The sequence below is a fragment of the Veillonella sp. LMAG:90 genome (genome assembly GCF_008679445.1).
Lineage (GTDB): Bacteria > Bacillota > Negativicutes > Veillonellales > Veillonellaceae > Veillonella_A.
This window is the reverse complement of record NZ_NAND01000001.1, coordinates 1654767-1674322: the sequence shown is the minus strand read 5'-3', so window position 1 is coordinate 1674322 and position 19556 is coordinate 1654767. Positions and strand designations below refer to the sequence as shown.

At 42.3% G+C, this 19556-nt stretch carries 18 protein-coding genes, 1 pseudogene and 1 riboswitch; of the genes and pseudogenes, 18 read left to right on the top strand and 1 reads right to left on the bottom strand.

The genetic code is table 11. The features are described 5' to 3' along the window. The first annotated feature begins 17 nt into the window (after window positions 1-17). The 9 genes from cmk to CCC71_RS07340 all read left to right on the top strand — a co-directional run bounded on the left by cmk (window position 18) and on the right by CCC71_RS07340 (window position 7931). Complete coding sequence (gene cmk, locus CCC71_RS07380; protein ID WP_226974100.1) at window positions 18-692, top strand: (d)CMP kinase; 675 nt, start codon at window positions 18-20, stop codon at window positions 690-692. 14 nt (window positions 693-706) lie between these two features. Further along, window positions 707-1324: a lysophospholipid acyltransferase family protein gene (locus CCC71_RS07375; RefSeq protein WP_226974101.1), complete on the top strand. Its 618-nt coding sequence runs from the start codon at window positions 707-709 to the stop codon at window positions 1322-1324. Between the two features lie 10 nt (window positions 1325-1334). Then, the gene (locus tag CCC71_RS07370) at window positions 1335-3242 is read left to right on the top strand and encodes a bifunctional 4-hydroxy-3-methylbut-2-enyl diphosphate reductase/30S ribosomal protein S1 (protein WP_226974102.1); all 1908 of its coding nucleotides are present in this window, start codon (window positions 1335-1337) and stop codon (window positions 3240-3242) included. Window positions 3243-3389: 147 nt separating this feature from the next. After that, window positions 3390-4724, top strand: a complete 1335-nt coding sequence (der, locus tag CCC71_RS07365; RefSeq protein ID WP_296333391.1) for a ribosome biogenesis GTPase Der — start codon at window positions 3390-3392, stop codon at window positions 4722-4724. Further along, window positions 4724-5329 (top strand): glycerol-3-phosphate 1-O-acyltransferase PlsY, encoded by a 606-nt coding sequence (gene plsY, locus CCC71_RS07360; protein WP_226974103.1) that lies wholly within the window; start codon window positions 4724-4726, stop codon window positions 5327-5329. Before der ends, plsY begins: the two co-directional genes overlap by 1 nt. Next, on the top strand, window positions 5326-6327 hold the full coding sequence (locus CCC71_RS07355; RefSeq protein ID WP_226974104.1) for an NAD(P)H-dependent glycerol-3-phosphate dehydrogenase: 1002 nt from the start codon (window positions 5326-5328) through the stop codon (window positions 6325-6327). The genes plsY and CCC71_RS07355 overlap by 4 nt, the downstream gene beginning before the upstream one ends. Window positions 6328-6410: 83 nt before the next feature. Further along, window positions 6411-6965: a 16S rRNA (guanine(966)-N(2))-methyltransferase RsmD gene (gene rsmD, locus CCC71_RS07350; protein WP_156704987.1), complete on the top strand. Its 555-nt coding sequence runs from the start codon at window positions 6411-6413 to the stop codon at window positions 6963-6965. 4 nt (window positions 6966-6969) lie between these two features. Next, the gene (gene coaD / locus CCC71_RS07345; RefSeq protein WP_021841784.1) at window positions 6970-7458 is read left to right on the top strand and encodes a pantetheine-phosphate adenylyltransferase; all 489 of its coding nucleotides are present in this window, start codon (window positions 6970-6972) and stop codon (window positions 7456-7458) included. A 20-nt stretch (window positions 7459-7478) separates the two neighbouring features. Then, window positions 7479-7931 carry a hypothetical protein gene (locus tag CCC71_RS07340; protein ID WP_021841785.1) on the top strand — a complete coding sequence of 151 codons (453 nt, stop codon included), beginning with the start codon at window positions 7479-7481 and terminating at the stop codon, window positions 7929-7931. Between the two features lie 119 nt (window positions 7932-8050). Here CCC71_RS07340 and CCC71_RS07335 read toward each other — a convergent pair whose 3' ends face one another. Further along, on the bottom strand, window positions 8051-9799 hold the full coding sequence (locus CCC71_RS07335) for an Rqc2 family fibronectin-binding protein (RefSeq protein ID WP_156704989.1): 1749 nt from the start codon (window positions 9797-9799) through the stop codon (window positions 8051-8053). Between the two features lie 164 nt (window positions 9800-9963). Here CCC71_RS07335 and CCC71_RS07330 point away from each other — a divergent pair, with 164 nt between their 5' ends. The 9 genes and pseudogenes from CCC71_RS07330 (at window position 9964) to def (ending at window position 19554) form a co-directional block, all read left to right on the top strand. Further along, window positions 9964-10845 (top strand): YicC/YloC family endoribonuclease, encoded by an 882-nt coding sequence (locus CCC71_RS07330; protein ID WP_226974106.1) that lies wholly within the window; start codon window positions 9964-9966, stop codon window positions 10843-10845. Between the two features lie 25 nt (window positions 10846-10870). Continuing rightward, a complete protein-coding gene (remA, locus tag CCC71_RS07325; RefSeq protein WP_006556813.1) occupies window positions 10871-11137 on the top strand; it encodes an extracellular matrix/biofilm regulator RemA in 267 nt (88 codons plus the stop codon). A gap of 8 nt (window positions 11138-11145) precedes the next feature. Continuing rightward, window positions 11146-11772, top strand: coding sequence for a guanylate kinase (gene gmk / locus CCC71_RS07320; RefSeq protein WP_021841788.1), 627 nt, complete (start codon window positions 11146-11148; stop codon window positions 11770-11772). Window positions 11773-11778: 6 nt separating this feature from the next. Beyond that, window positions 11779-11991 (top strand): DNA-directed RNA polymerase subunit omega, encoded by a 213-nt coding sequence (gene rpoZ / locus CCC71_RS07315; protein WP_127058152.1) that lies wholly within the window; start codon window positions 11779-11781, stop codon window positions 11989-11991. A gap of 29 nt (window positions 11992-12020) precedes the next feature. After that, window positions 12021-13202 carry a bifunctional phosphopantothenoylcysteine decarboxylase/phosphopantothenate--cysteine ligase CoaBC gene (gene coaBC / locus CCC71_RS07310; protein ID WP_156704993.1) on the top strand — a complete coding sequence of 394 codons (1182 nt, stop codon included), beginning with the start codon at window positions 12021-12023 and terminating at the stop codon, window positions 13200-13202. 59 nt (window positions 13203-13261) lie between these two features. Further along, window positions 13262-13360, top strand: a riboswitch (SAM riboswitch). A 54-nt stretch (window positions 13361-13414) separates the two neighbouring features. Further along, window positions 13415-14605: a methionine adenosyltransferase gene (gene metK / locus CCC71_RS07305; RefSeq protein WP_296333388.1), complete on the top strand. Its 1191-nt coding sequence runs from the start codon at window positions 13415-13417 to the stop codon at window positions 14603-14605. 364 nt (window positions 14606-14969) lie between these two features. Further along, window positions 14970-16646: pseudogene (locus CCC71_RS07300) on the top strand (malolactic enzyme). Window positions 16647-16837: 191 nt separating this feature from the next. Further along, window positions 16838-19018: a replication restart helicase PriA gene (gene priA, locus CCC71_RS07295; RefSeq protein WP_226974108.1), complete on the top strand. Its 2181-nt coding sequence runs from the start codon at window positions 16838-16840 to the stop codon at window positions 19016-19018. A gap of 11 nt (window positions 19019-19029) precedes the next feature. After that, the gene (def, locus tag CCC71_RS07290; RefSeq protein ID WP_021841794.1) at window positions 19030-19554 is read left to right on the top strand and encodes a peptide deformylase; all 525 of its coding nucleotides are present in this window, start codon (window positions 19030-19032) and stop codon (window positions 19552-19554) included. Window positions 19555-19556: the final 2 nt, after the last annotated feature.

Below are 19556 nucleotides of genomic sequence, written 5' to 3'. Positions count from 1 at the left end.
CGGAGAGGAGTTTTTTGATGAGTAAACAGCGTATTGCGGTAGCTGTTGACGGTCCTGCCGGGGCCGGTAAAAGTAGTATTTCTAAAGCCGTAGCCAAACAGCTTGGCTATTTATATATTGATACGGGGGCCATGTATCGGGCCGTTACGTGGGCTGTTTTAAAAGCCGGCGTAAATCCCACCGATGAGGCAGCGGTAGCAGCTTTATTGCCTGACTTGTCACTACGCATGGAACCTACCGAAGATGCTTTCAAGGTGTTTGTGAATGGTGAGGATGTAACGTTCTTAATTCGCACGCAAGAGGTAAACGGTGCCGTATCACAAATTGCAGCCATTAAGGCTGTTCGCGACTTTTTAGTGGCACAGCAACGTGCCATGGCCAGTGCAGGGGGTGTTATATTAGACGGCCGTGATATCGGGTCGGTGGTTTTACCTAATGCGGAATTAAAAATTTATTTGACGGCTTCCGTAGAAGCTCGCGCCAAACGGCGCTGGTTGGAAACGCCGGATAAAGAATCCGTATCCTTGGAAACGATTAAAGAAAGTGTAATGGCACGCGATGAAATGGATACGAATCGCAAAGAATCACCCCTTGTATGTGTACCGGAAGCGATAGTTATCAATTCTGATAATTTATCTTTTGATGAAACCGCTGCTCGTATGGTACAATTGATTACGGCAACAGAAAAGTAAAGGAGAGCGTATTCATGGATAAATTTTCAGATTGTTTATGGCGCTCGGCTTTTGAAGTCGTATATGGTTGGATTTATAAAGCGGATGTGGTAGGCCGTGAAAACTTCCCTAAAGAAGGACCGGTCATTGTGGCTCCCAATCATAAGAGCAACAACGATCCGTGCATCGTAGGGCGTGCATTGCCGCGCCATGTAAGCTTTATGGCCAAAGAAGAATTATTTAAAAATCCGATTTCCAATTTCTTTTGTCGCTGGTTGGGCGCGTTTCCTTTAAAACGTGGCGGCGTGGATAAAATCGCCATTCGTCATGCTATGGGATTATTGAAGAATAATTTAGTGCTCGGCATTTTTCCGGAAGGAACCCGGCAAAAGAAGGATAATACGTTGGGCCGATTCCATGACGGCGTAGCATCGATGGCGCTTCGTACGGGTGTACCCGTAGTGCCGGTGGCTATTATGGGATCGTATCAGATGAAACGCGGTCAAGTGGCTGCCGTAATCGGTAAACCGATTCCCGTAGCGAAAGCAAAACCTACACCGGAAGCCATTGCCGAATTAAATGATAAAGTCAGGGTGGCTCTGGAAGGTCTTATGGCTGACTATCGGGCGGCTCATCCGGATTTTAAACGATAAGGAGTCAGGCGTGGAAATTCGTATTGCAGAAAATTGCGGTTTTTGTTATGGTGTGAAGAGGGCTGTTAATATGGCTCAAGACACATCAGATCAGTTAGAGCGCAGTTATACCTTAGGTCCTATCATTCATAATCCGCAAGTGGTTTCCAATTTGGAAGAACATGGCGTGTATGCCGTGGATTCGCTGGATGAAATTCCCGGCGGTACAGTAATCATTCGATCCCATGGTGTGGGACCGGCTGTGTATGAAGAAGCGACCGATAAAGGACTTAAAGTGGTGGACGCAACATGTCCCCATGTAAAAAAAGCTCAACAAGATGCAAAATCGGTCATTGACTCGGGAATGTCGCTTGTTATTTTAGGCGAAAAAAAGCATCCTGAGGTAATTAGTATCAATTTATGGGCACAAAACAAAGGCATAGTTATAGAAACTGAAGAAGAAGCTAAAATTCTGCCTTTCGTGGAAAATAGGGGTGTAGTTGTACAAACTACCTTTTCACAATTTAAATTTCAAAGTATAATAGATATATTAGAGGAAAAAACTCAAAATCTAAAGGTTTTCAAAACGATTTGCACAGCTACTCAAGAACGTCAAAATTCGGCGGTAGAACTCGCAAAAACGGTGGACCTTATGATTGTGGTAGGCGGTAAGAACAGCGGCAACACAAACAGATTAGCAGAGGTCTGTCGTGACGTTGGATGTACTACTTACCATATAGAGACCGCTGCTGAATTACAATTGGACTGGTTCAACCATGTCCAAACGGTAGGGGTTACAGCCGGTGCATCGACACCCGACTGGATAATTAAGGAGGTCATTGACACAATGAATGAATTTGAACAATTGTTAGCTAACGAAGCTGACTGGGCAGAAGACTTTAAGAAAGGCACTGTAGTAGAAGGTACTGTTGTATCCGTAGAAGACGACAAAGCATATGTTTCTTTCGGTTACAAAACAGAAGCAACCTTGAATCGTACTGAAATCGCATATCCGGCACCTGCCTCTGCTAAAGACGTGCTCAAAGAAGGCGATCAGATTAAAGCCGTTATTATGAATCACATCAAGGAAGACAATCCTATCTACTTGTCCATCACTCGTTTGGCTAAAGACGAAGATTGGCAGTATGTACAGGAAGCTCAGGAAAAAGACGAACCAATCATCTGTAAAGGTGTGGACGCTATCCCTGCAGGTCTTGTTGTAACTGTTAAATCCCTTCGTGGTTTTATTCCACTTTCCCAAGGGGATGTACACTTCGTTAAATCTCTCGATAGCTTAGTAGGTACTGAATTCGAAGCTAAGGTATTGGAAATCGACGAAAAGAAAAACCGTTTGGTTCTTTCCCGTCGTGCTGTATTGGAAGTAGCTCGCAAGGCTAAATTGGAAGAAGCCTTGAAAAACATTCATGTTGGCGATAACTATAAAGGTATTGTTCGTAAAATTATGCCTTATGGTGCTTTCGTTGATATCGGCGGTATCGAAGGTTTACTTCACATTTCCGACATTTCTTGGCACAAAATCAAACGCGTTGAAGACGTATTGTCCGTAGGCCAGGAAATCGAAGTTAAATTGCAATCCTTTGATGCAGAAAGCAACAAACTTTCCTTATCCTTGAAAGCATTGACTAAGAGCCCATGGGACGTAGCTGAAGAAACTATCAAAGTTGGCGACGTTCTTACCGGTAAAGTAGTTCGTTTGGTAGCTTACGGTGCATTCGTAGCTGTTAACGACGACATCCAAGGTTTACTTCACATTTCTCAGATCACTAAACAGCGTAATGCTAAAGTAGAAGACTACTTGACTCGTGGTAAAGAAGTAGAAGTTAAAGTTATTTCTCTTAACAAAGATGAAAAGAAACTTGGCCTTGCTTTGACTGAGTTAATGGAACCTGTTGCAACAGCTGAATCCGACGCTGAATAATTGTAACCAATAGCGCGTAGCGCTTATATAAGGAGCTGTAAAGGGCTTTGCCCTTTATGGCTCCTTTTGCATTATCCCTTCTTTATGGATTGCTTTATATATGTTACAATATAGTGTGATAATTTGTGTAAAAATTGAGGTGACAATATGGCAAAACCATTAGTAGCAGTGGTAGGGCGTCCTAATGTGGGAAAATCTACATTGTTTAACGCCATTGTAAATAAACGTATTTCCATTGTTGAAGATATTCCGGGCGTAACGCGCGATAGAATTTATTTTGATGCCGAATGGCTTAACCGAGAATTTACCATGATTGACACGGGCGGGATTGAATTCATCACCGCCGACAGTCATGTAATTCCTAAAATGATGCGTTTACAGGCGCAACTTGCTATCGAAGAAGCGGATGTTATTTTATTTGTCGTTGACGGCAAACAAGGTATCGTACCGGCTGACGAAGAAGTAGCGAATATTTTGCGTGCCAGCGGTAAACCGGTATTATTGGTTGTTAATAAAATTGACAGCGTAAATCAGGAAGCCAACATTTATGAATTTTACAATTTAGGTATTGGCGATCCTATCGGTATTTCCGCTAAAAACCTAATGAATCTTGGCGATTTATTGGATGATGTGGTAAAACATTTCCCTGATTCGGCAACGGCTGAAGATGAAGAAGATACTATCCATGTAGCTTTAATCGGTCGTCCGAATGTAGGTAAATCATCGTTAACAAATGCTTTATTGGGACAGGATCGTGTTATTGTAAGTGATGTAGCCGGTACAACTCGTGACTCCATTGATACGCATTGGACACATGAGGGGCAGAAGTTTGTGCTTATCGATACGGCCGGTATGCGTCGTAAAGCAAAAATCGATGCACCGGTAGAACGCTACAGTATCGTTCGTTCTTTACGGTCCGTAGATAGAGCTGACATCGTTGTTCTCGTATTGGACGGCGTGGACGGTGTTACAGAGCAGGATAAGAAAATTGCCGGTTATGCTCATGAAGCCGGTAAAGGGATTATCATCGTAGTCAACAAATGGGATTTAGTAGAAAAAGACGATAAAACGACCATCCGTTACACGGAAGATATTTACGATGAAATGGGCTTTTTGCGTTATGCGCCGATTCTCTTTGCTTCCGCATTGACGAAACAGCGTATCCATCGTTTAGCCGATTTAATTAAATTCGTATCGGAACAGCAACACATGCGTATTTCTACAAGCGTGTTGAATCAAGTATTATCGGATGCACAGAACGTCAATCCGGTACCGTCCAGAAGCGGTCGTTTGCCGAAGATTTATTATATTACGCAGGCTTCGGTAAAACCACCGACCTTTATACTGTTTGTAAATGAACCGGAATTGATTCACTTCTCCTATATGCGTTTCCTGGAAAACAGACTTCGTGAGTCCTTCGGTTTTGAAGGTACACCGATTCGCTTGATATTACGCGGTAAGAAGGGAAATGATGACGACTAATGGATACTATGACTATTATCGGATTGGCAGTCGTGGCATATCTTTTAGGCTCCATTCCCAGCGGTTTAATTATCGGTAAATTATTTTTCAATACAGATGTCCGTTTATACGGCAGTAAAAATATCGGTGCTACGAATACGTATCGCGTACTGGGCATGAAGGCAGCTTTACCGGTATTTCTCTGCGATGCCGGTAAAGGTATGGCAGGCGTTGCTATTTTTTCGCCGGAACCGAATTTGATGCTTTTAGGTGGCATTTTAGCTATGGTAGGCCATAATTGGTCGGTATTTTTGGGCTTCAAAGGTGGTCGTGGTGTAGCGACGGGGCTCGGGGTGTTGATATTTTTAGTACCTTTGATTTCGGCTATTTGTTTTGCTACATGGGCCGTTATCGTGTACTTTACCAAATATGTGTCCTTAGGCTCTATCGTAGGGGCCGCGTTGGTACCGATTTTGATGATTGTCTTCGGTGAACCTTTATGGTATATCGTATTCGGTACGGTGGCCGCTTTATTCGTAATTTTGCGTCATCGTGAAAATATTATGCGTCTTTTGCGCGGTCAGGAATTAAAAGTTGAACGGACGGAGCGTGATGATTCTAAATGAAAATAGGAATTATAGGATCCGGCAGCTGGGGCACTGCGCTGGCTTGTAAAAGTGCTCAAGCAGGCAATGAGGCTTGGCTTTACTGTCGCCGTGAAGAGCAGGCGACGCGCTTAAAGGCGGATCGTGAAAATAAAGAATATTTGGCCGGTGTTGCCTTGCCGGAAAATTTAAATATCAGTCATGTACCGGCTGTAGTGGCCGAAAACAGTGATATCCTTTTGATTGTGACGCCGTCTATTTATGTGCGTGATACACTGAAGCAGTTTGCCCCATATATTTCTTCGAAAACGACGGTAGTTATTTGCTCTAAGGGGATTGAACGAGAGACGGGTAAACGTTTATCCGAAGTGGCTGACGAGGTGGTAGGCCATATTACGGAGCAATTAGCTATTTTATCCGGCCCTAATCATGCCGAGGAAATAGGCCGAGATTTACCGGCTGCAACGGTTGTGGCGGCACGAACGGTACCAACGGCAGAGCAAGTGCAACAGGCTTTAAGTACTGTTAATTTCCGAGTCTATGTGAATGAAGATATGACGGGTGTAGAACTGGCAGCGACAACAAAGAATATTATCGCTTTAGCGGCCGGTATTGCAGACGGTATGAAGCTTGGTGATAATTGTAAGTCCGCTCTTTTGACACGTGGTCTTCATGAGATGACCAAATTTGGAGTGGCTATGGGGGCGCGGCGTGAAACTTATGCCGGACTCGCCGGTATGGGCGATTTGATTACCACTTGTATGAGTCGCCATAGTCGGAACCGCGCAGCGGGTCAGAAATTGGCAGCCGGTGAAACTATGGATTATATAATGAATCATTCCAATATGGTGGTAGAAGGCTTTTTTGCCGTAAAAACGGTGTATGAAATCGCTAAAGCAAAAGAATTGGATTTACCTATAACAGAAGCTTTATACGAAGTTTTATATCATCAAAAATCGCCTCAAACAGCACTTATGGAGCTGATGGGGCGCAACTTGAAAGATGAAATGTTCTTATAATAATTTTTCCCTAGGAATGTACTTTTATTTTGGAACATTATATACTATAATTAAAAGACAAGTGTAGGCATAAAGAGGGAAGTATGAGAATTATTGCAGGACGTGCCAAAGGTCATATATTGAAAGCTCCGAAAGGGATGAGTACGAGACCCACACAGGATCGTGTGCGGGAGAGTATTTTTAATATACTGACTAGTTACGGTTTGATTGAGTCCACCGTACTTGATTTTTTCTCCGGTACAGGCGCTTTCGGATTGGAAGCCGTCAGTCGCGGTGCCTCACTGGCCGTATGCGTTGATAAACGGACAGCTCGAATTATTAAAGCGAACATTGAGCATTGTCATATGGAAGACGCGGTTGAAGTGATACCAACATCGATTGAAACGGCGGCTAAACAGTTAGCCGGTCGTCAGTTTGATTATATTTTTGCGGATCCGCCATATGAACAAGGTTTTGTGGCCGCAACGTTGGCTGTAGTCGTAAATCAGCAATTAATAAAAGAAAATGGAATGCTTATTGTGGAGCATCATGAAAACGAACCGCTTGTATTGCCGGAAGGTTGGAGCCTTGTGAGGGAACAACGCTTTGGTTATACGAAGGTGACGTATTGTGTACCCTATGAGCTTGAAAGGAGCTAATATAGTGCGTATAGGCATTTGCCCAGGGAGTTTTGACCCTGTGACAAACGGGCATGTCGATATTTTTGAACGAGCGAGTAAGCTTGTAGATAAGTTGATTGTGGCGGTTTTAACTAATCCGAATAAAAATAATTTGTTTACTCAAGATGAGCGAGTTGAATTGATTAAAGCCTCCGTAGCCCATATACCTAATGTTGAAGTGGATTGTGCATCAGGTCTGTTGATTGATTATGCAAAATCAAAAAACAGTATTATGATTATTCGAGGCTTGCGAGCGCTTGCTGATTTTGAATATGAATTCCAACGAGCTTTATTTTCAAAGTTTTTGGATGACGATATTGAAACCGTTTTTATCATGACGAATAATAAGTATTCATTTGTCAGTTCCACGGGAATTCGCGAATTAGCGCGATTTAATGGTCGTCTTGACGGCTTAGTTCCGGATGCAGTAAAAGAAGCGTTAGAAGCAAAATTTGCGAATCGTAGTGAATAGTACTAATAGGAGTGGCGAGAATGAAAACAGAAAAACTTTTAGAAGATTTGGAAAATTTAATTGAAACCAGTGGTCGCATTCCTATGACCACCAAACGTGTCATTGAAGAAGAAGAAATTATGCGTGTCTTAGATGCCATTAATGAATCTTTGCCGTTGGAGCTTGAAGAATCCCGCCGTATTATGGCTGAAAAAGATAAAATTTTGGCAGATGCACAGCGCCAAGCCGATACTTTGATTGCTCAGGCCAAAGATTATATTGCAAAATTGACGGAAGAAAGCGAACTTGTTAAACAGGCTCAGACTCAGGCTAACCAAATTATTACTTTGGCTAACCAGTCTTCCGAAGAATTGAAAAACAGTTCGATTCAATATGCTCAAGATGTAATGCGTTATATTGAAAACAATTTGGAAAAAACTTTGGAAAGCTTGCGTCAAAACCGTGAAAGTTTAAAACAATCCAATCGCGATTAATTGCGTTACTTTTGGTGATTTGGTTGACAATGCCGGTCATTGTAAGCTTGAAATAAAGAAGCTCTCAGGAAGCATCCTTGCTATACTTGGTATAGGGGATTTCCTGAGAGCTTTTTTGCTTATTCGTAGAAATTTGTTTCTTTGTTTAATACCGGTTCTTTCGGGTCGATTACGGCTGTTTTCTGATTTGTATAAATAACAAAGCCTAATGGCGATGCGGGTGGTTTTTTTATAAATTTAACCGGGGTGTAATCGACGGCTACTTTGGAGGACTCGCGAGCCCGACTGAAATAGGCGGCATAGCGGGCGGCTAAGGTAAGCATTTCATCGGTTGGTTCACCGCCTTGCGTGCGTAAGATAACATGACTGCCTTGTACCTGCAAAGTATGGAACCACATATCATCAGGCTTGGCGAAACGATGGGTTAAATATTCATTCTGCTGATTGTTGCGACCGATGAAAATTTCACCGCCGTCAATTTGAAAATGCATGAAGTTATGTTTCGGTGCCTTATAACTAACCGGCTTTTTAGATTTTTTCAAAAGCCCGGCCTGTTCGCATTCATTGTAGATTTCTTGAACCGTTTCCTTGCTATCGGCAATGGTTAAACTGTATAAAACGGACTGAAGATAGTCAATGCGACGACTACTTTGCTCTAATTGATATAAACCGCTTTGTTTACGATTTTTTAACTTCGTATACAGTTTGTAATAATTTTGCGCATTCTCTACAACGGTTAATTCCGGCACGAGGGAAATGGTAATCGGTTCAACAGGGTTTACTAAAATATTGTCTAAGGTGATATTTGGTTCATATTGTGTATCGCGATAGGCGTTAATCATCAATAAATCGCCAAAAGCCTTATATTCATCGGCTTTGGAGCTATCGTTAAGTTCCGTTTCAATCTTACTGTGACGGAGTTCTTCTTTTTTGATAGCCTGTTCTAAAGTTCGTTCCAATTCACGCGTGGTCGTATTGATGCCGCCTTGTTTTACAACGGATACTTCAAGCGGTTGTGAGATGGAATCGTAGGTAGCCGTTAACTGACCGCCTTGCGCCAATAAATAGGTAAGGGGCACAGGGCTGTAGAACTTTTTATGGTTTGCGTTCTCGTATTCATATAATTGCTTGGCATCATTAATAGTCTCTTTTAAATTGATAAGAGCCGTTGCAATAGACGTAATTTGTTCCGCAGTAAGTGATGTAAACTCCGTTTTTTCGGTTACACCGGCGTCATAACATACTTCTTTTAACAGAGCCGGACCGAAACCGTTAAAAATGCGACGAATTGTTTCGGCTACGGTTCCTTGACCGAAGTTGTGAAGTAATTCGCCGATTTCTTCGTTATTGAACTCAAAAAGGCTGCCTCGTTCGCTGTTCGGCGGTAACTCATAAGTGAGTTTAGGCGCGATGGAACGTTCGCGGTTCATGAGCGGTGTAACGTGAATGAGCGCTTCCAGAATCTGGCCGTCTTGAACGAAAATGCAGTTGGAATATTTGCCCATTAGCTCAATGTAAATTCGATTCGAAATAAGGGAGCCGTCAAGAGCCAACTTATCCGCATTGATGCGCAGAATTCGGTCACCGTTCAATTGCTTGATTGCTGTAATACGAGCGCCTTCCAAATGTTTGCGTAAAAACATGCAAAGCGCAGTCGGTTCTTTAGGTAAATCCGTAATGCCGTGACTGAGATAACAAGCCGGCAAATTACCGGCTGTAATAACCAGGTCTTTATTACCTTGGTGAGTATTAACTTTTAAGACGATCGTGGTTTTATCTATTTGTAATAGCCGCTGGATTTGACCGGTCACTAATTGATCCGAAAGTTCTCTGGTCAAAACGGCTAAGGTTAAGCCATCTAAATTCATAAATTGCTCCTTTACTAAACATACTTATTATTTAAGTATATCACACTTATGACCTATTTGAACGCTTTACCCTATAGGCCTAACATGTTAAAATGTAAACAATAAGAAAATAATCTAAAAATAAGGAAAATTGACGAAAATTAAAGGAAAGGACCTATTTTATTATGAACAGCATGACGGGCTTCGGTCGTGGTATAGCCGCTGATGAGGCGTTACAGATTACAGTTGAAATAAAAACGGTTAATTCAAGGTTTTTGGATTTGCATATTAATATGCCGTCCACGTTGATTTTTTTTGAAAATGAGCTGCGCCGTCAGATTAAAAGTGTATTGCAACGCGGTAAAGTGGAAGTCAATATTTCGCTACGCAATACACGGGATCGGGAAAAAGTTTTTACCGTGAATGAATCATTGGCATTGCAGATTCGCGAGTTTTTGGTAAAAAACGGTTTTGCTCAAGATATTAAAAAAGTGGCCTTGCGAGATATGATGACCGTATCTCAGGATTGGCTTCTTTTGGAGGATGTCCCTTTTGAAGAATCGAAACTTCAAGAAACGGCTTTGAAGGCATTAGGTGATGCTCTCGCCGGCGTAATAACCATGCGGGCGGCCGAAGGGGAACATTTAGCAAACGAAATTGAAAGTCGTATAACAAAACTGGAAGATGTGCTAAAAGCCGTAGATGCCAACAAAACAGCAGCTGTAAAGAAATATGAAACACGTTTGCAGCAACGCATTGAAGCAACCTTGGCTAAAACTGATTTAGATATCAACATGGATAGATTTTTGCAGGAAGTAGCCATTATGAGTGACAAAACAGATATTACAGAAGAAATTGTACGTTTTGGCTCACATGTGGTACAATTAAAAGACACACTCAAAGAGAATCAACCGATTGGCCGTAAATTAGATTTCTTGTTACAGGAAATGAATCGTGAAGTAAATACGATGGGATCAAAAGGATCTGATTTAGAGATTACTGACCGCGTTGTAGTATTGAAATGTGAATTAGAGAAGATTAGAGAGCAAATTCAAAATATAGAGTAGGTAGTAGAGTAAGGAGTCACTAAGTATGAATACAAAACTTTTAAACATCGGGTTTGGTAATATGGTTTCAGCAAATCGCCTCATTGCGATTATCAGTCCTGAATCGGCTCCTATTAAGCGAATGATTCAAGATGCTCGTGAAAAGAGCGTACTCGTTGACGCCACATATGGTCGTAAGACTCGTGCCGTTCTGGTTATGGACAGCGGTCAAATCGTTTTATCCGCTATCCAACCGGAAACCGTAGCACATCGTATTGTACAGGCTACACCGTCTGAAACAACGGAAGCGTAGGTGTTATTATGTCGGATAGAGGAATCTTAATTGTCTTATCCGGCCCTTCGGGTGCGGGTAAAGGCACAATTTGTGCGGCCCTTCGCCAGCAAATGCCTAATCTTGTGTATTCCGTATCGATGACAACTCGTGCACCTCGTGTCGGTGAAGAAGAAGGGGTTAGCTACTTTTTTAGAGATAAAGAAGAGTTTCAGCGTTTAATTAAAGAAGATGCATTTCTTGAATATGCACAGGTGTACGACAATTTTTACGGTACTCCCAAACAACATGTAATGGACTTGTTGTCAGAAGGTAAGAGCGTTATTTTGGAAATTGATATTCAAGGTGCTATGCAAGTTAAAGAGCGCTTTAGCGAAGCCGTTTTTATTTATATCGTACCGCCGTCTTTAGATATTTTATCGAATCGTTTGCGCGATCGCGGGACGGATGCGGCCGATGTCATTGATAAGCGCTTATCGAAAGCCAGTTCGGAACTTGCGTTGGCTCACCGCTATGACTATATCGTCGTAAATGATGTGTTGCCCGATGCGGTTGAAAAAGTTGCGTCTATTTTACGAGCTGAAGCTTGCAAAATTAAACGAAATAAAGAAAAAATCCAGTACATTTATAAACAGTATGGTGGGAAAAAGGAGTAATGCGTTATGATGGTAAAACCTTTATTAAAGGACTTGGAAAAACATGTAGACAGTAAATACACTTTGGTTACTTTGGCAGCGAAACGTGCTCGTGAGCTTACCGATGGTGACCATGCTTTAGTATCCGGTCTCGACACAGATAAACCGGTATCGGTAGCATTACATGAAATTGCGGAAGATAAAATCGGTTTTACACGTACCAAAGACGGTATTAAATAATTAAATTTTAATTCCAACAGGGGCAGAGGATGAAAAATAAACACATAATTGTAGGCGTATCGGGCGGTATTGCTGCCTATAAAGCTGTTGAGGTGGTTAGTCGCTTACGTAAATTGGGCGCGGAAGTTAAAGTCGTTATGACAGAAAACGCCACCAAGTTTGTATCACCTATGACTTTCGGCGAAATCAGCGGCCATCCGGTGGCTGTTAAAATGTTTGAAGATGTACATGATTGGAATGTGGAGCATATTTCGTTAGCCCGATGGGCCGATGCCTATTTAGTGGCACCGGCTACGGCTAATGTGCTTGGCAAAATGGCAGCCGGAATTGCTGATGATATGTTGACTACGCAGCTATTGGCTACCGAAGCGCCTATTTTCTTATGTCCGGCCATGAATACTAATATGTATGAAAACCCGATAACACAGCGTAATATGAATACCTTACGCGAGTTGGGCATGCATATTTTGGAAGCCGACAGCGGTCACTTGGCTTGCGGTATAGTCGGTAAAGGTCGTTTGCCGGAACCGGCAAAGATTGTGGAATGGTTATCCTTCCATATGATGAAAAGTGATTTGCTGGAAGGTAAAACCGTAATTGTAACGGCCGGCGGTACGCAGGAAGCTATCGACCCGGTTCGCTATATCGGCAATCGTTCCAGCGGCAAAATGGGTTATGCTGTGGCCGAACAAGCAGCTTTGGCCGGGGCTCGTACGATTTTAATATCTGCACCGAGCGCATTGCCGGTGCCGTATGGCGTGGAATTTGTGCCTGTTGATTCGGCTCGCGATATGGAAGAAGCCGTTAACAGTCGTTATGAAGATTGTGATGCCGTTATTATGGCGGCAGCTGTAGCCGATTTCCGCGTGGAGAACATGGCAGATACCAAAATTAAGAAAATGGATACCTTAGAGCTTAAACTCGTTAAGAATCCGGATATCTTGAAAGGTCTAGGTGCGAATAAAACTCATCAAAAACTTATCGGCTTTGCAGCGGAAACACAAAATGTCATCGAGTACGGCAAATCAAAAGTACTTAACAAAAATCTTGATATGCTCGTAGCTAATGATGTAAGCAAACAAAATGCAGGCTTTAACGTTGATACCAATGAAGTTACTTTTATTTATCCGGGTGGTCAAATTATGCAATTGCCACTTATGACAAAAAGTGATGTCGCTAAGCGAATTATTTCAGCCTTGGCAGAATTGTAATTCCATAGTATAATAAATCAGTGATATAAACTATCACAATTAAATTAATAGTAATTTTTGTCTCATCAAGAGTAGTGGAGGGAAAGGCCCTGTGAAGCTACAGCAACCATTCATGTGAAAAGGTGCTAAGTCCGACGGTATATGCCGAAAGATGGGGTTATATTCCTCATCGCTTGGCTGATGAGGAATTTTTTTATGGAGGTAAAGGGTAAATGGCTGAAAAACATGTATTTTTCACATCTGAATCCGTAACGGAAGGTCATCCAGATAAAATCGCTGACCAAATTTCAGACGCCGTACTTGATGCGATTATTGCGCAAGATCCAACGGCACATGTAGCATGTGAAACACTTGTAACAACAGGTCAAGTTCATGTAGTGGGTGAAATTTCCACTAACTGTTATGTAGATATTAATCATATTGTTCGTGAAACGATTCGCGAAATCGGGTACACTCGTGCTAAATACGGTTTTGACTGCGATACTTGCGGCGTTAATGTAGCTATTGACGAACAATCTGCCGATATCGCTATGGGTGTAGACGATGCGTTGGAAACTCGTGAAGGCGGCGCAGATAAATTTGATAAAATCGGTGCCGGCGACCAAGGGATGATGTTCGGTTATGCAACTAACGAAACCGAAGAATTCATGCCAATGCCGATTGCTCTTGCACATCGCTTATCCCGTCAATTGACCAAAGTTCGTAAAGACGGCACTTTGCCTTACCTTCGTCCGGACGGTAAAACTCAGGTAACTGTTGAATACGTTGACGGCGTGCCTAAACGTATTGAAACCATCGTAATTTCCACGCAGCACGGTCCTGAAGTATCCCGTGAACAAATCGAAGCAGACCTTAAAGAATTGGTTATCAAACCGGTATTACCGGAAGGTTTTGTTGATGAAAACACTAAATTCTTCATTAACCCAACCGGTCGTTTCGTAATTGGCGGTCCGCAAGGCGACGCCGGCTTAACAGGTCGTAAGATTATCGTTGATACTTACGGCGGCATGGCTCGTCACGGCGGCGGTGCATTCTCCGGCAAGGATCCTACAAAAGTTGACCGCAGTGCGGCCTATGCAGCTCGTTACGTAGCTAAAAACATCGTAGCAGCCGGTCTTGCCGATAAATGTGAAATTCAGATTGCTTATGCTATCGGCGTAGCTAAACCTGTATCCATCATGGTAGAAACTTTCGGTACCGGTAAAATCTCCGAACAGCAAATCGGCGAACTCGTTAAGAAACATTTTGACCTTCGTCCGGCCGGCATTATTGAAATGCTTGATTTGCTCCGTCCAATCTATCATCAGACGGCAGCTTACGGTCACTTTGGTCGTACCGATGTTGATTTGCCTTGGGAACACACTGATAAAGCTGATGTTCTTCGCAAAGAAACGGGTTTATAATTAAATAATCTGAAATTAAACAGAGTAAGTTTTAAATGGCTTATATTTTAACAAGCTGAGTTTAATTTCAAATCTATAGAGCAGAGATTGTATCATTGATACGGTCTCTGCTTTTTTGATAGACATTATTACTTACTCTGCCGGATACTTTTTTATGCAATTTGTGAAATTGTTTTCTTTATTAAAAAGGTGTTTGACCATGGTGGTAATATTTATTGTATAATTAAAGAAGAGAAGTTTAAATATATCGATATAGCATGTTTTGATACTGAATTAGTTTATCAATTATCGGCGTTCATAATACCCTGATAACGTATGTAATTTTTTGTTTTTGAATTAGCGGTAATTCAGAAGGAGGATTTATATGAAAAATGCATATGATATTATTAATGACCCTTTTTTGAATAAGGGAACGGCATTCAGTGCTGAAGAACGTGAACTATTTAAGTTAAATGGTATGATTCCCGACAAAATTCAGACCATTGAAGAGCAGGCCGCTCAAGCATATCAAGCTATGTCTATGAAAACTAACGATGTGGATAAACGCCATTTCCTAATGAAGGTGTTTAGCCATAACCGTACCTTGTTCTACTATTTGTTCAGCCAGCATGTGGAAGATTTTTTGCCGATTGTATATGACCCATGTATTGCCGATACGATTCGCAATTACAGCGAATATTATACAACGCCACAGAATTCCGCCTTTTTATCGATTGATAACCCGGAAAATATGGAAGACGCTTTGAAAAATGCAGCTTATGGCCGTGATATTAATTTAATCGTCGTAACCGATGCGGAAGCTATTTTGGGTATCGGTGACTGGGGCCTTAACGGTGTTGCCATTTCTATCGGTAAACTGATGGTGTATACGGCGGCCGCCGGTTTGGACCCACAGCGTGTATTGCCGGTTGTGCTCGATGTGGGGACTAATCGTCAAGAACTATTGGATGATCCGTTATATTTGGGTAATAAACATAAACGTGTGAGCGGTGAACCGTACTATAAATTTGTAGATCAATTCGTTCAGACTGTTGAAAAATTATTTCCTAATTTATATCTCCATTTCGAAGACTTCGGTCGCGACAATGCAGCTAATATTTTAAATGCCTATAAAGATAAATATCCTGTTTTCAACGATGATATTGAAGGAACCGGTATTATTTCTTTAGCCGGTATTTTAGGTGGTTTAAAAATCTCCGGCGAAGAATTAAAAGATCAAGTGTACATGTGCTTCGGTGCCGGTACGGCCGGTTGCGGTATTGCTAATCGTGTTTTACAAGAATATGTGGACCAAGGCGTACCACGTAAAGAGGCTATCAAGAAATTCTACTTGGTAGATAAACAGGGCCTTTTATTCGACGATATGGATGATTTAACACCGGAACAAAAACCGTTTGCCCGTAAACGCAGTGAATTGGAAGCTAATGACTATGTTAAAGCTTCTTTAGGCGGCGATACGAAGAAATTAACGACCCTTGAAGACTGTGTGAAAGCCATTCATCCGACAATTTTGGTAGGCACTTCCACTAAAAGCGGTGCCTTTACGGAAGCTGTTGTAAAAGAAATGGCGGCTCATACGGCACGTCCTATTATCTTCCCATTGAGTAATCCTACTGAACTGGCGGAAGCAACGGCGGAACAGCTTATTACTTGAACTGATGGTAAAGCCTTGGTAGCAACGGGTATTCCGGCTAAACCGGTTTCGTATAATGGTGTTACGTATGACATCGGTCAGGCCAATAATGCGTTGATTTATCCGGGCCTTGGTCTCGGGGCGATTGCGGCCGGAGCTAAACTTTTGACAGACCAAATGATTTCCAAAGCAGCTCATTCCTTAGGCGGTATCATTGATGTGACGAAACCTGGGGCAGCTACGATTCCACCGGTATCAAAACTTACAGAATTTTCTGAAACGATTGCCATTGCTGTAGCTAATGAGGCTGTAGCTCAGAACGTGGCAACAATTTCCAAAGAAGAAGTGCCGAGTGCAGTAAAGTCCGTTAAATGGGTTCCTGAATATAAGGATTTGACGAAAGAATAATTAAATAATTGCCTGAAAAAGGCAAAGTAAATTCCCTCCGCGAGCAACTTTTTCGTTAACGAAGTTCGGGGAGGGAATTTTTTAGAGTCCACACTCAAAATACGCATTATTTGTATGCGAATCGCCATGTCTATTGTTTAAAAATATCGAAAAAAATGGTATAATAAAAAATACTGCAAAGGAGGGATAGCATGCGTGTAGCAGAGGTTATTATCAATCGACCGGCTAAAAAAATGAATAGTCCGTTCAGTTATGCCGTGCCGGAACATTTAGGCACGATTATGCCGGGCACACGTGTAGCTGTCCCTTTGGGGCGTACTCGTGAAGAAGGAATTCTTATTGGCTATCGTGAGCTGGAAGAAGTACCGTCGTATCAAATTAAACCTATCCAAGCAGTATTGGATAAGGAACCATGGTTTACGCCTGAAATGCTGGCTACGGCAAAGCGCTTAAGTGAGTATTATCTTTGTGCGTTGTCCGAAGCTCTCAGTTTATTTACAATCGATAAAAAGCAATTAAAAAGCTATGAACGGCCAAAGGAACAATGGTTACTGGTTGAACCTTGGTTTAAGCCGGAACATATTCCGCCGAAGCGAAAACGTCAAAGGGAACTTGGTTTTTATTTACAGGAATTGGGTACCGCATCAGTTCATAGTCTGCAAAAAGACGGATTTACTTTACCCGTTATAAAACAGGTTATGACCTATGAAGGCATTACCGTAGAAGAACGATACAGTAAGACAAAAACGAAGTTTGATGCCCGTCAAGCCAAGGATTTGCCATTAACGGACGAACAATTACGATGCTATGAGCCCATTCAAAAAGCTGTGCTAGCAAGTGAAGCTGGTACATTCTTGCTTCATGGCGTAACGGGCAGCGGTAAAACGCAGATTTATATGAAGGCTGCTAAGGATTGTTTGACTAAAGATAAAATTGCCATCGTGTTAGTGCCGGAAATTATGCTGACCAATCAGATTGTAAAGCGTTTCGTGGATACTTTCGGTGACGAAGTAGTTGTTTTTCACAGTAAGCTTACTATCAGTGAACGGTATAATAACTGGGAGCGCTTACGACGTAAGGACAGCCATATTATTATCGGTGCCAGGTCCGCTGTGTTTGCTCCCACTGATGATATCGGTTTAATCATCGTGGATGAAGAACATGATACGTCGTACAAGCAGGAAGACATGGTACGTTACCATGCACGCATGGTAGCCCGTTGGCGTGCCGAAGCTAATAGTTGTCCCCTCATTTTGGGGTCCGCTACGCCATCGATTGAATCGTACTACTTGGCAAAACAGGGACAATATACCTTACTGGAATTGAAACATCGAATTTTTCATCAGCCCTTGCCTAAAGTACAGATTATTGACATGAAGGAAGAAATGGTTTACGGGAATTATTCCGTTTTCTCCGGTGCCATGAGTCATTTAATTCGCCAGACCTTAGCCAATAAAGAGCAAATGATTATCCTTTTAAATCGTCGCGGTTTTAGTACTTTTGTCATGTGTCGCGATTGCGGTGAACCCATAAAATGTCCTCACTGTGATATCGCCATGGTGTATCATCGTGAAGGTGAAGAACTGCGTTGTCACTACTGTGAACATCATGAACCGGTACCTAAGGTTTGTCCCCATTGCGGCAGTCATAAGATTAAGTTTTTCGGCTCCGGCACGCAGAAGGTGGAAGAGGAATTGCAGCGCAATTTCCGCGGGGCCCGTATAGCGCGGCTCGATCAAGATGTGACAGCCAAAAAAGGCAATGGGGAACAAATTCTAAACGACTTTGGTGAAGGCCGTTATGATATTTTGCTGGGTACGCAAATGGTGGCCAAAGGGCATGACTTTAAAGGGGTAACCGCAGTAGGTGTTTTAACGGCCGATTCGGTACTGAATATTCCTTTATACAGCGCATCGGAACGGACGTTTGACTTACTTACGCAGGTGGCGGGACGAGCCGGGCGCAGTACCGGTAAAGGTCAAGTTGTAATTCAGACCTATAATCCTTTACATTATGCTATAATAAAGAGTAAGGCTCATGATTATGTGGGTTTTTACGAAGAAGAAATAAAAGCGCGTGAACTACTGGGGTATCCGCCATTAGGTTCTATGATGCATTTTCGTATTCAACATAAAGAGGAAGCGAAAGCCATGGACATAGCGGAGCGTATAGTAGCGGCATTGGAACCGTTTGCCGTACCGGGGGAACTGGATGTGATGGGTCCCTATCAGGAAGGCATTAAAAAGGTGCGCGATTTATATCGCGTAGCGATTATGGTGCGGGGTAATCATTTAGAGAAAATAAAAGAATATATATATACATCGTGGATTTTTACACAAGAGGGACTGCAAATTGACGTGGATCCCGTTTAATAGGAGGCAATATGGTATTAGAAATTATTAAAGCAGGTCATCCTGTCTTGAAACAGGTAGCAGAACCTGTAGATTTTGTAAATAAAAAAATGCGCCAGCTTTTAGACGATATGGCGGAAACTATGCGTGTGTCCGACGGTGTCGGTTTGGCGGCACCACAGGTTAATGTGTCGAAACGTATTATCGTAGTTGATGACGGTACGGGCTTGCAGGAATTCATCAATCCTGTAATCGTTAAAGGCGATGGGGAACAGATTGGCCTTGAAGGTTGCTTAAGTGTGCCCGGTTATTTTGGTGACGTAAAGCGCTATCAAGACATTGAAGTTCATTATATCGACCGTCATAACAAGAAGAAAAAATTGAAAGCGGAAGGTTTCTTAGCGCGTATTATTCAGCATGAAATCGACCATTTGGACGGTATTTTATTTATTGAAAAAGTAGAAGCTGCATATCGTGTAAAAGATGAAGCGGCTGAGGTTATGGAGGAAGCGGCAGCGGATGCAAAAAAATCCGCCGGTGAAGCAGTAGAGGTTTAGGA

Coding starts and splice junctions, on each gene's coding strand:
- def (WP_021841794.1), top strand. CDS start 19,030: ATGGTATTAGAAATTATTAAAGCAGGTCATCCTGTCTTGAAACAGGTA.
- gmk (WP_021841788.1), top strand. CDS start 11,146: ATGTCGGATAGAGGAATCTTAATTGTCTTATCCGGCCCTTCGGGTGCG.
- CCC71_RS07330 (WP_226974106.1), top strand. CDS start 9,964: ATGAACAGCATGACGGGCTTCGGTCGTGGTATAGCCGCTGATGAGGCG.
- rsmD (WP_156704987.1), top strand. CDS start 6,411: ATGAGAATTATTGCAGGACGTGCCAAAGGTCATATATTGAAAGCTCCG.
- plsY (WP_226974103.1), top strand. CDS start 4,724: ATGGATACTATGACTATTATCGGATTGGCAGTCGTGGCATATCTTTTA.
- cmk (WP_226974100.1), top strand. CDS start 18: ATGAGTAAACAGCGTATTGCGGTAGCTGTTGACGGTCCTGCCGGGGCC.
- CCC71_RS07375 (WP_226974101.1), top strand. CDS start 707: ATGGATAAATTTTCAGATTGTTTATGGCGCTCGGCTTTTGAAGTCGTA.
- CCC71_RS07340 (WP_021841785.1), top strand. CDS start 7,479: ATGAAAACAGAAAAACTTTTAGAAGATTTGGAAAATTTAATTGAAACC.
- CCC71_RS07355 (WP_226974104.1), top strand. CDS start 5,326: ATGAAAATAGGAATTATAGGATCCGGCAGCTGGGGCACTGCGCTGGCT.
- coaBC (WP_156704993.1), top strand. CDS start 12,021: ATGAAAAATAAACACATAATTGTAGGCGTATCGGGCGGTATTGCTGCC.
- rpoZ (WP_127058152.1), top strand. CDS start 11,779: ATGATGGTAAAACCTTTATTAAAGGACTTGGAAAAACATGTAGACAGT.
- remA (WP_006556813.1), top strand. CDS start 10,871: ATGAATACAAAACTTTTAAACATCGGGTTTGGTAATATGGTTTCAGCA.
- der (WP_296333391.1), top strand. CDS start 3,390: ATGGCAAAACCATTAGTAGCAGTGGTAGGGCGTCCTAATGTGGGAAAA.
- priA (WP_226974108.1), top strand. CDS start 16,838: ATGCGTGTAGCAGAGGTTATTATCAATCGACCGGCTAAAAAAATGAAT.
- metK (WP_296333388.1), top strand. CDS start 13,415: ATGGCTGAAAAACATGTATTTTTCACATCTGAATCCGTAACGGAAGGT.
- CCC71_RS07335 (WP_156704989.1), bottom strand. CDS start 9,799: ATGAATTTAGATGGCTTAACCTTAGCCGTTTTGACCAGAGAACTTTCG.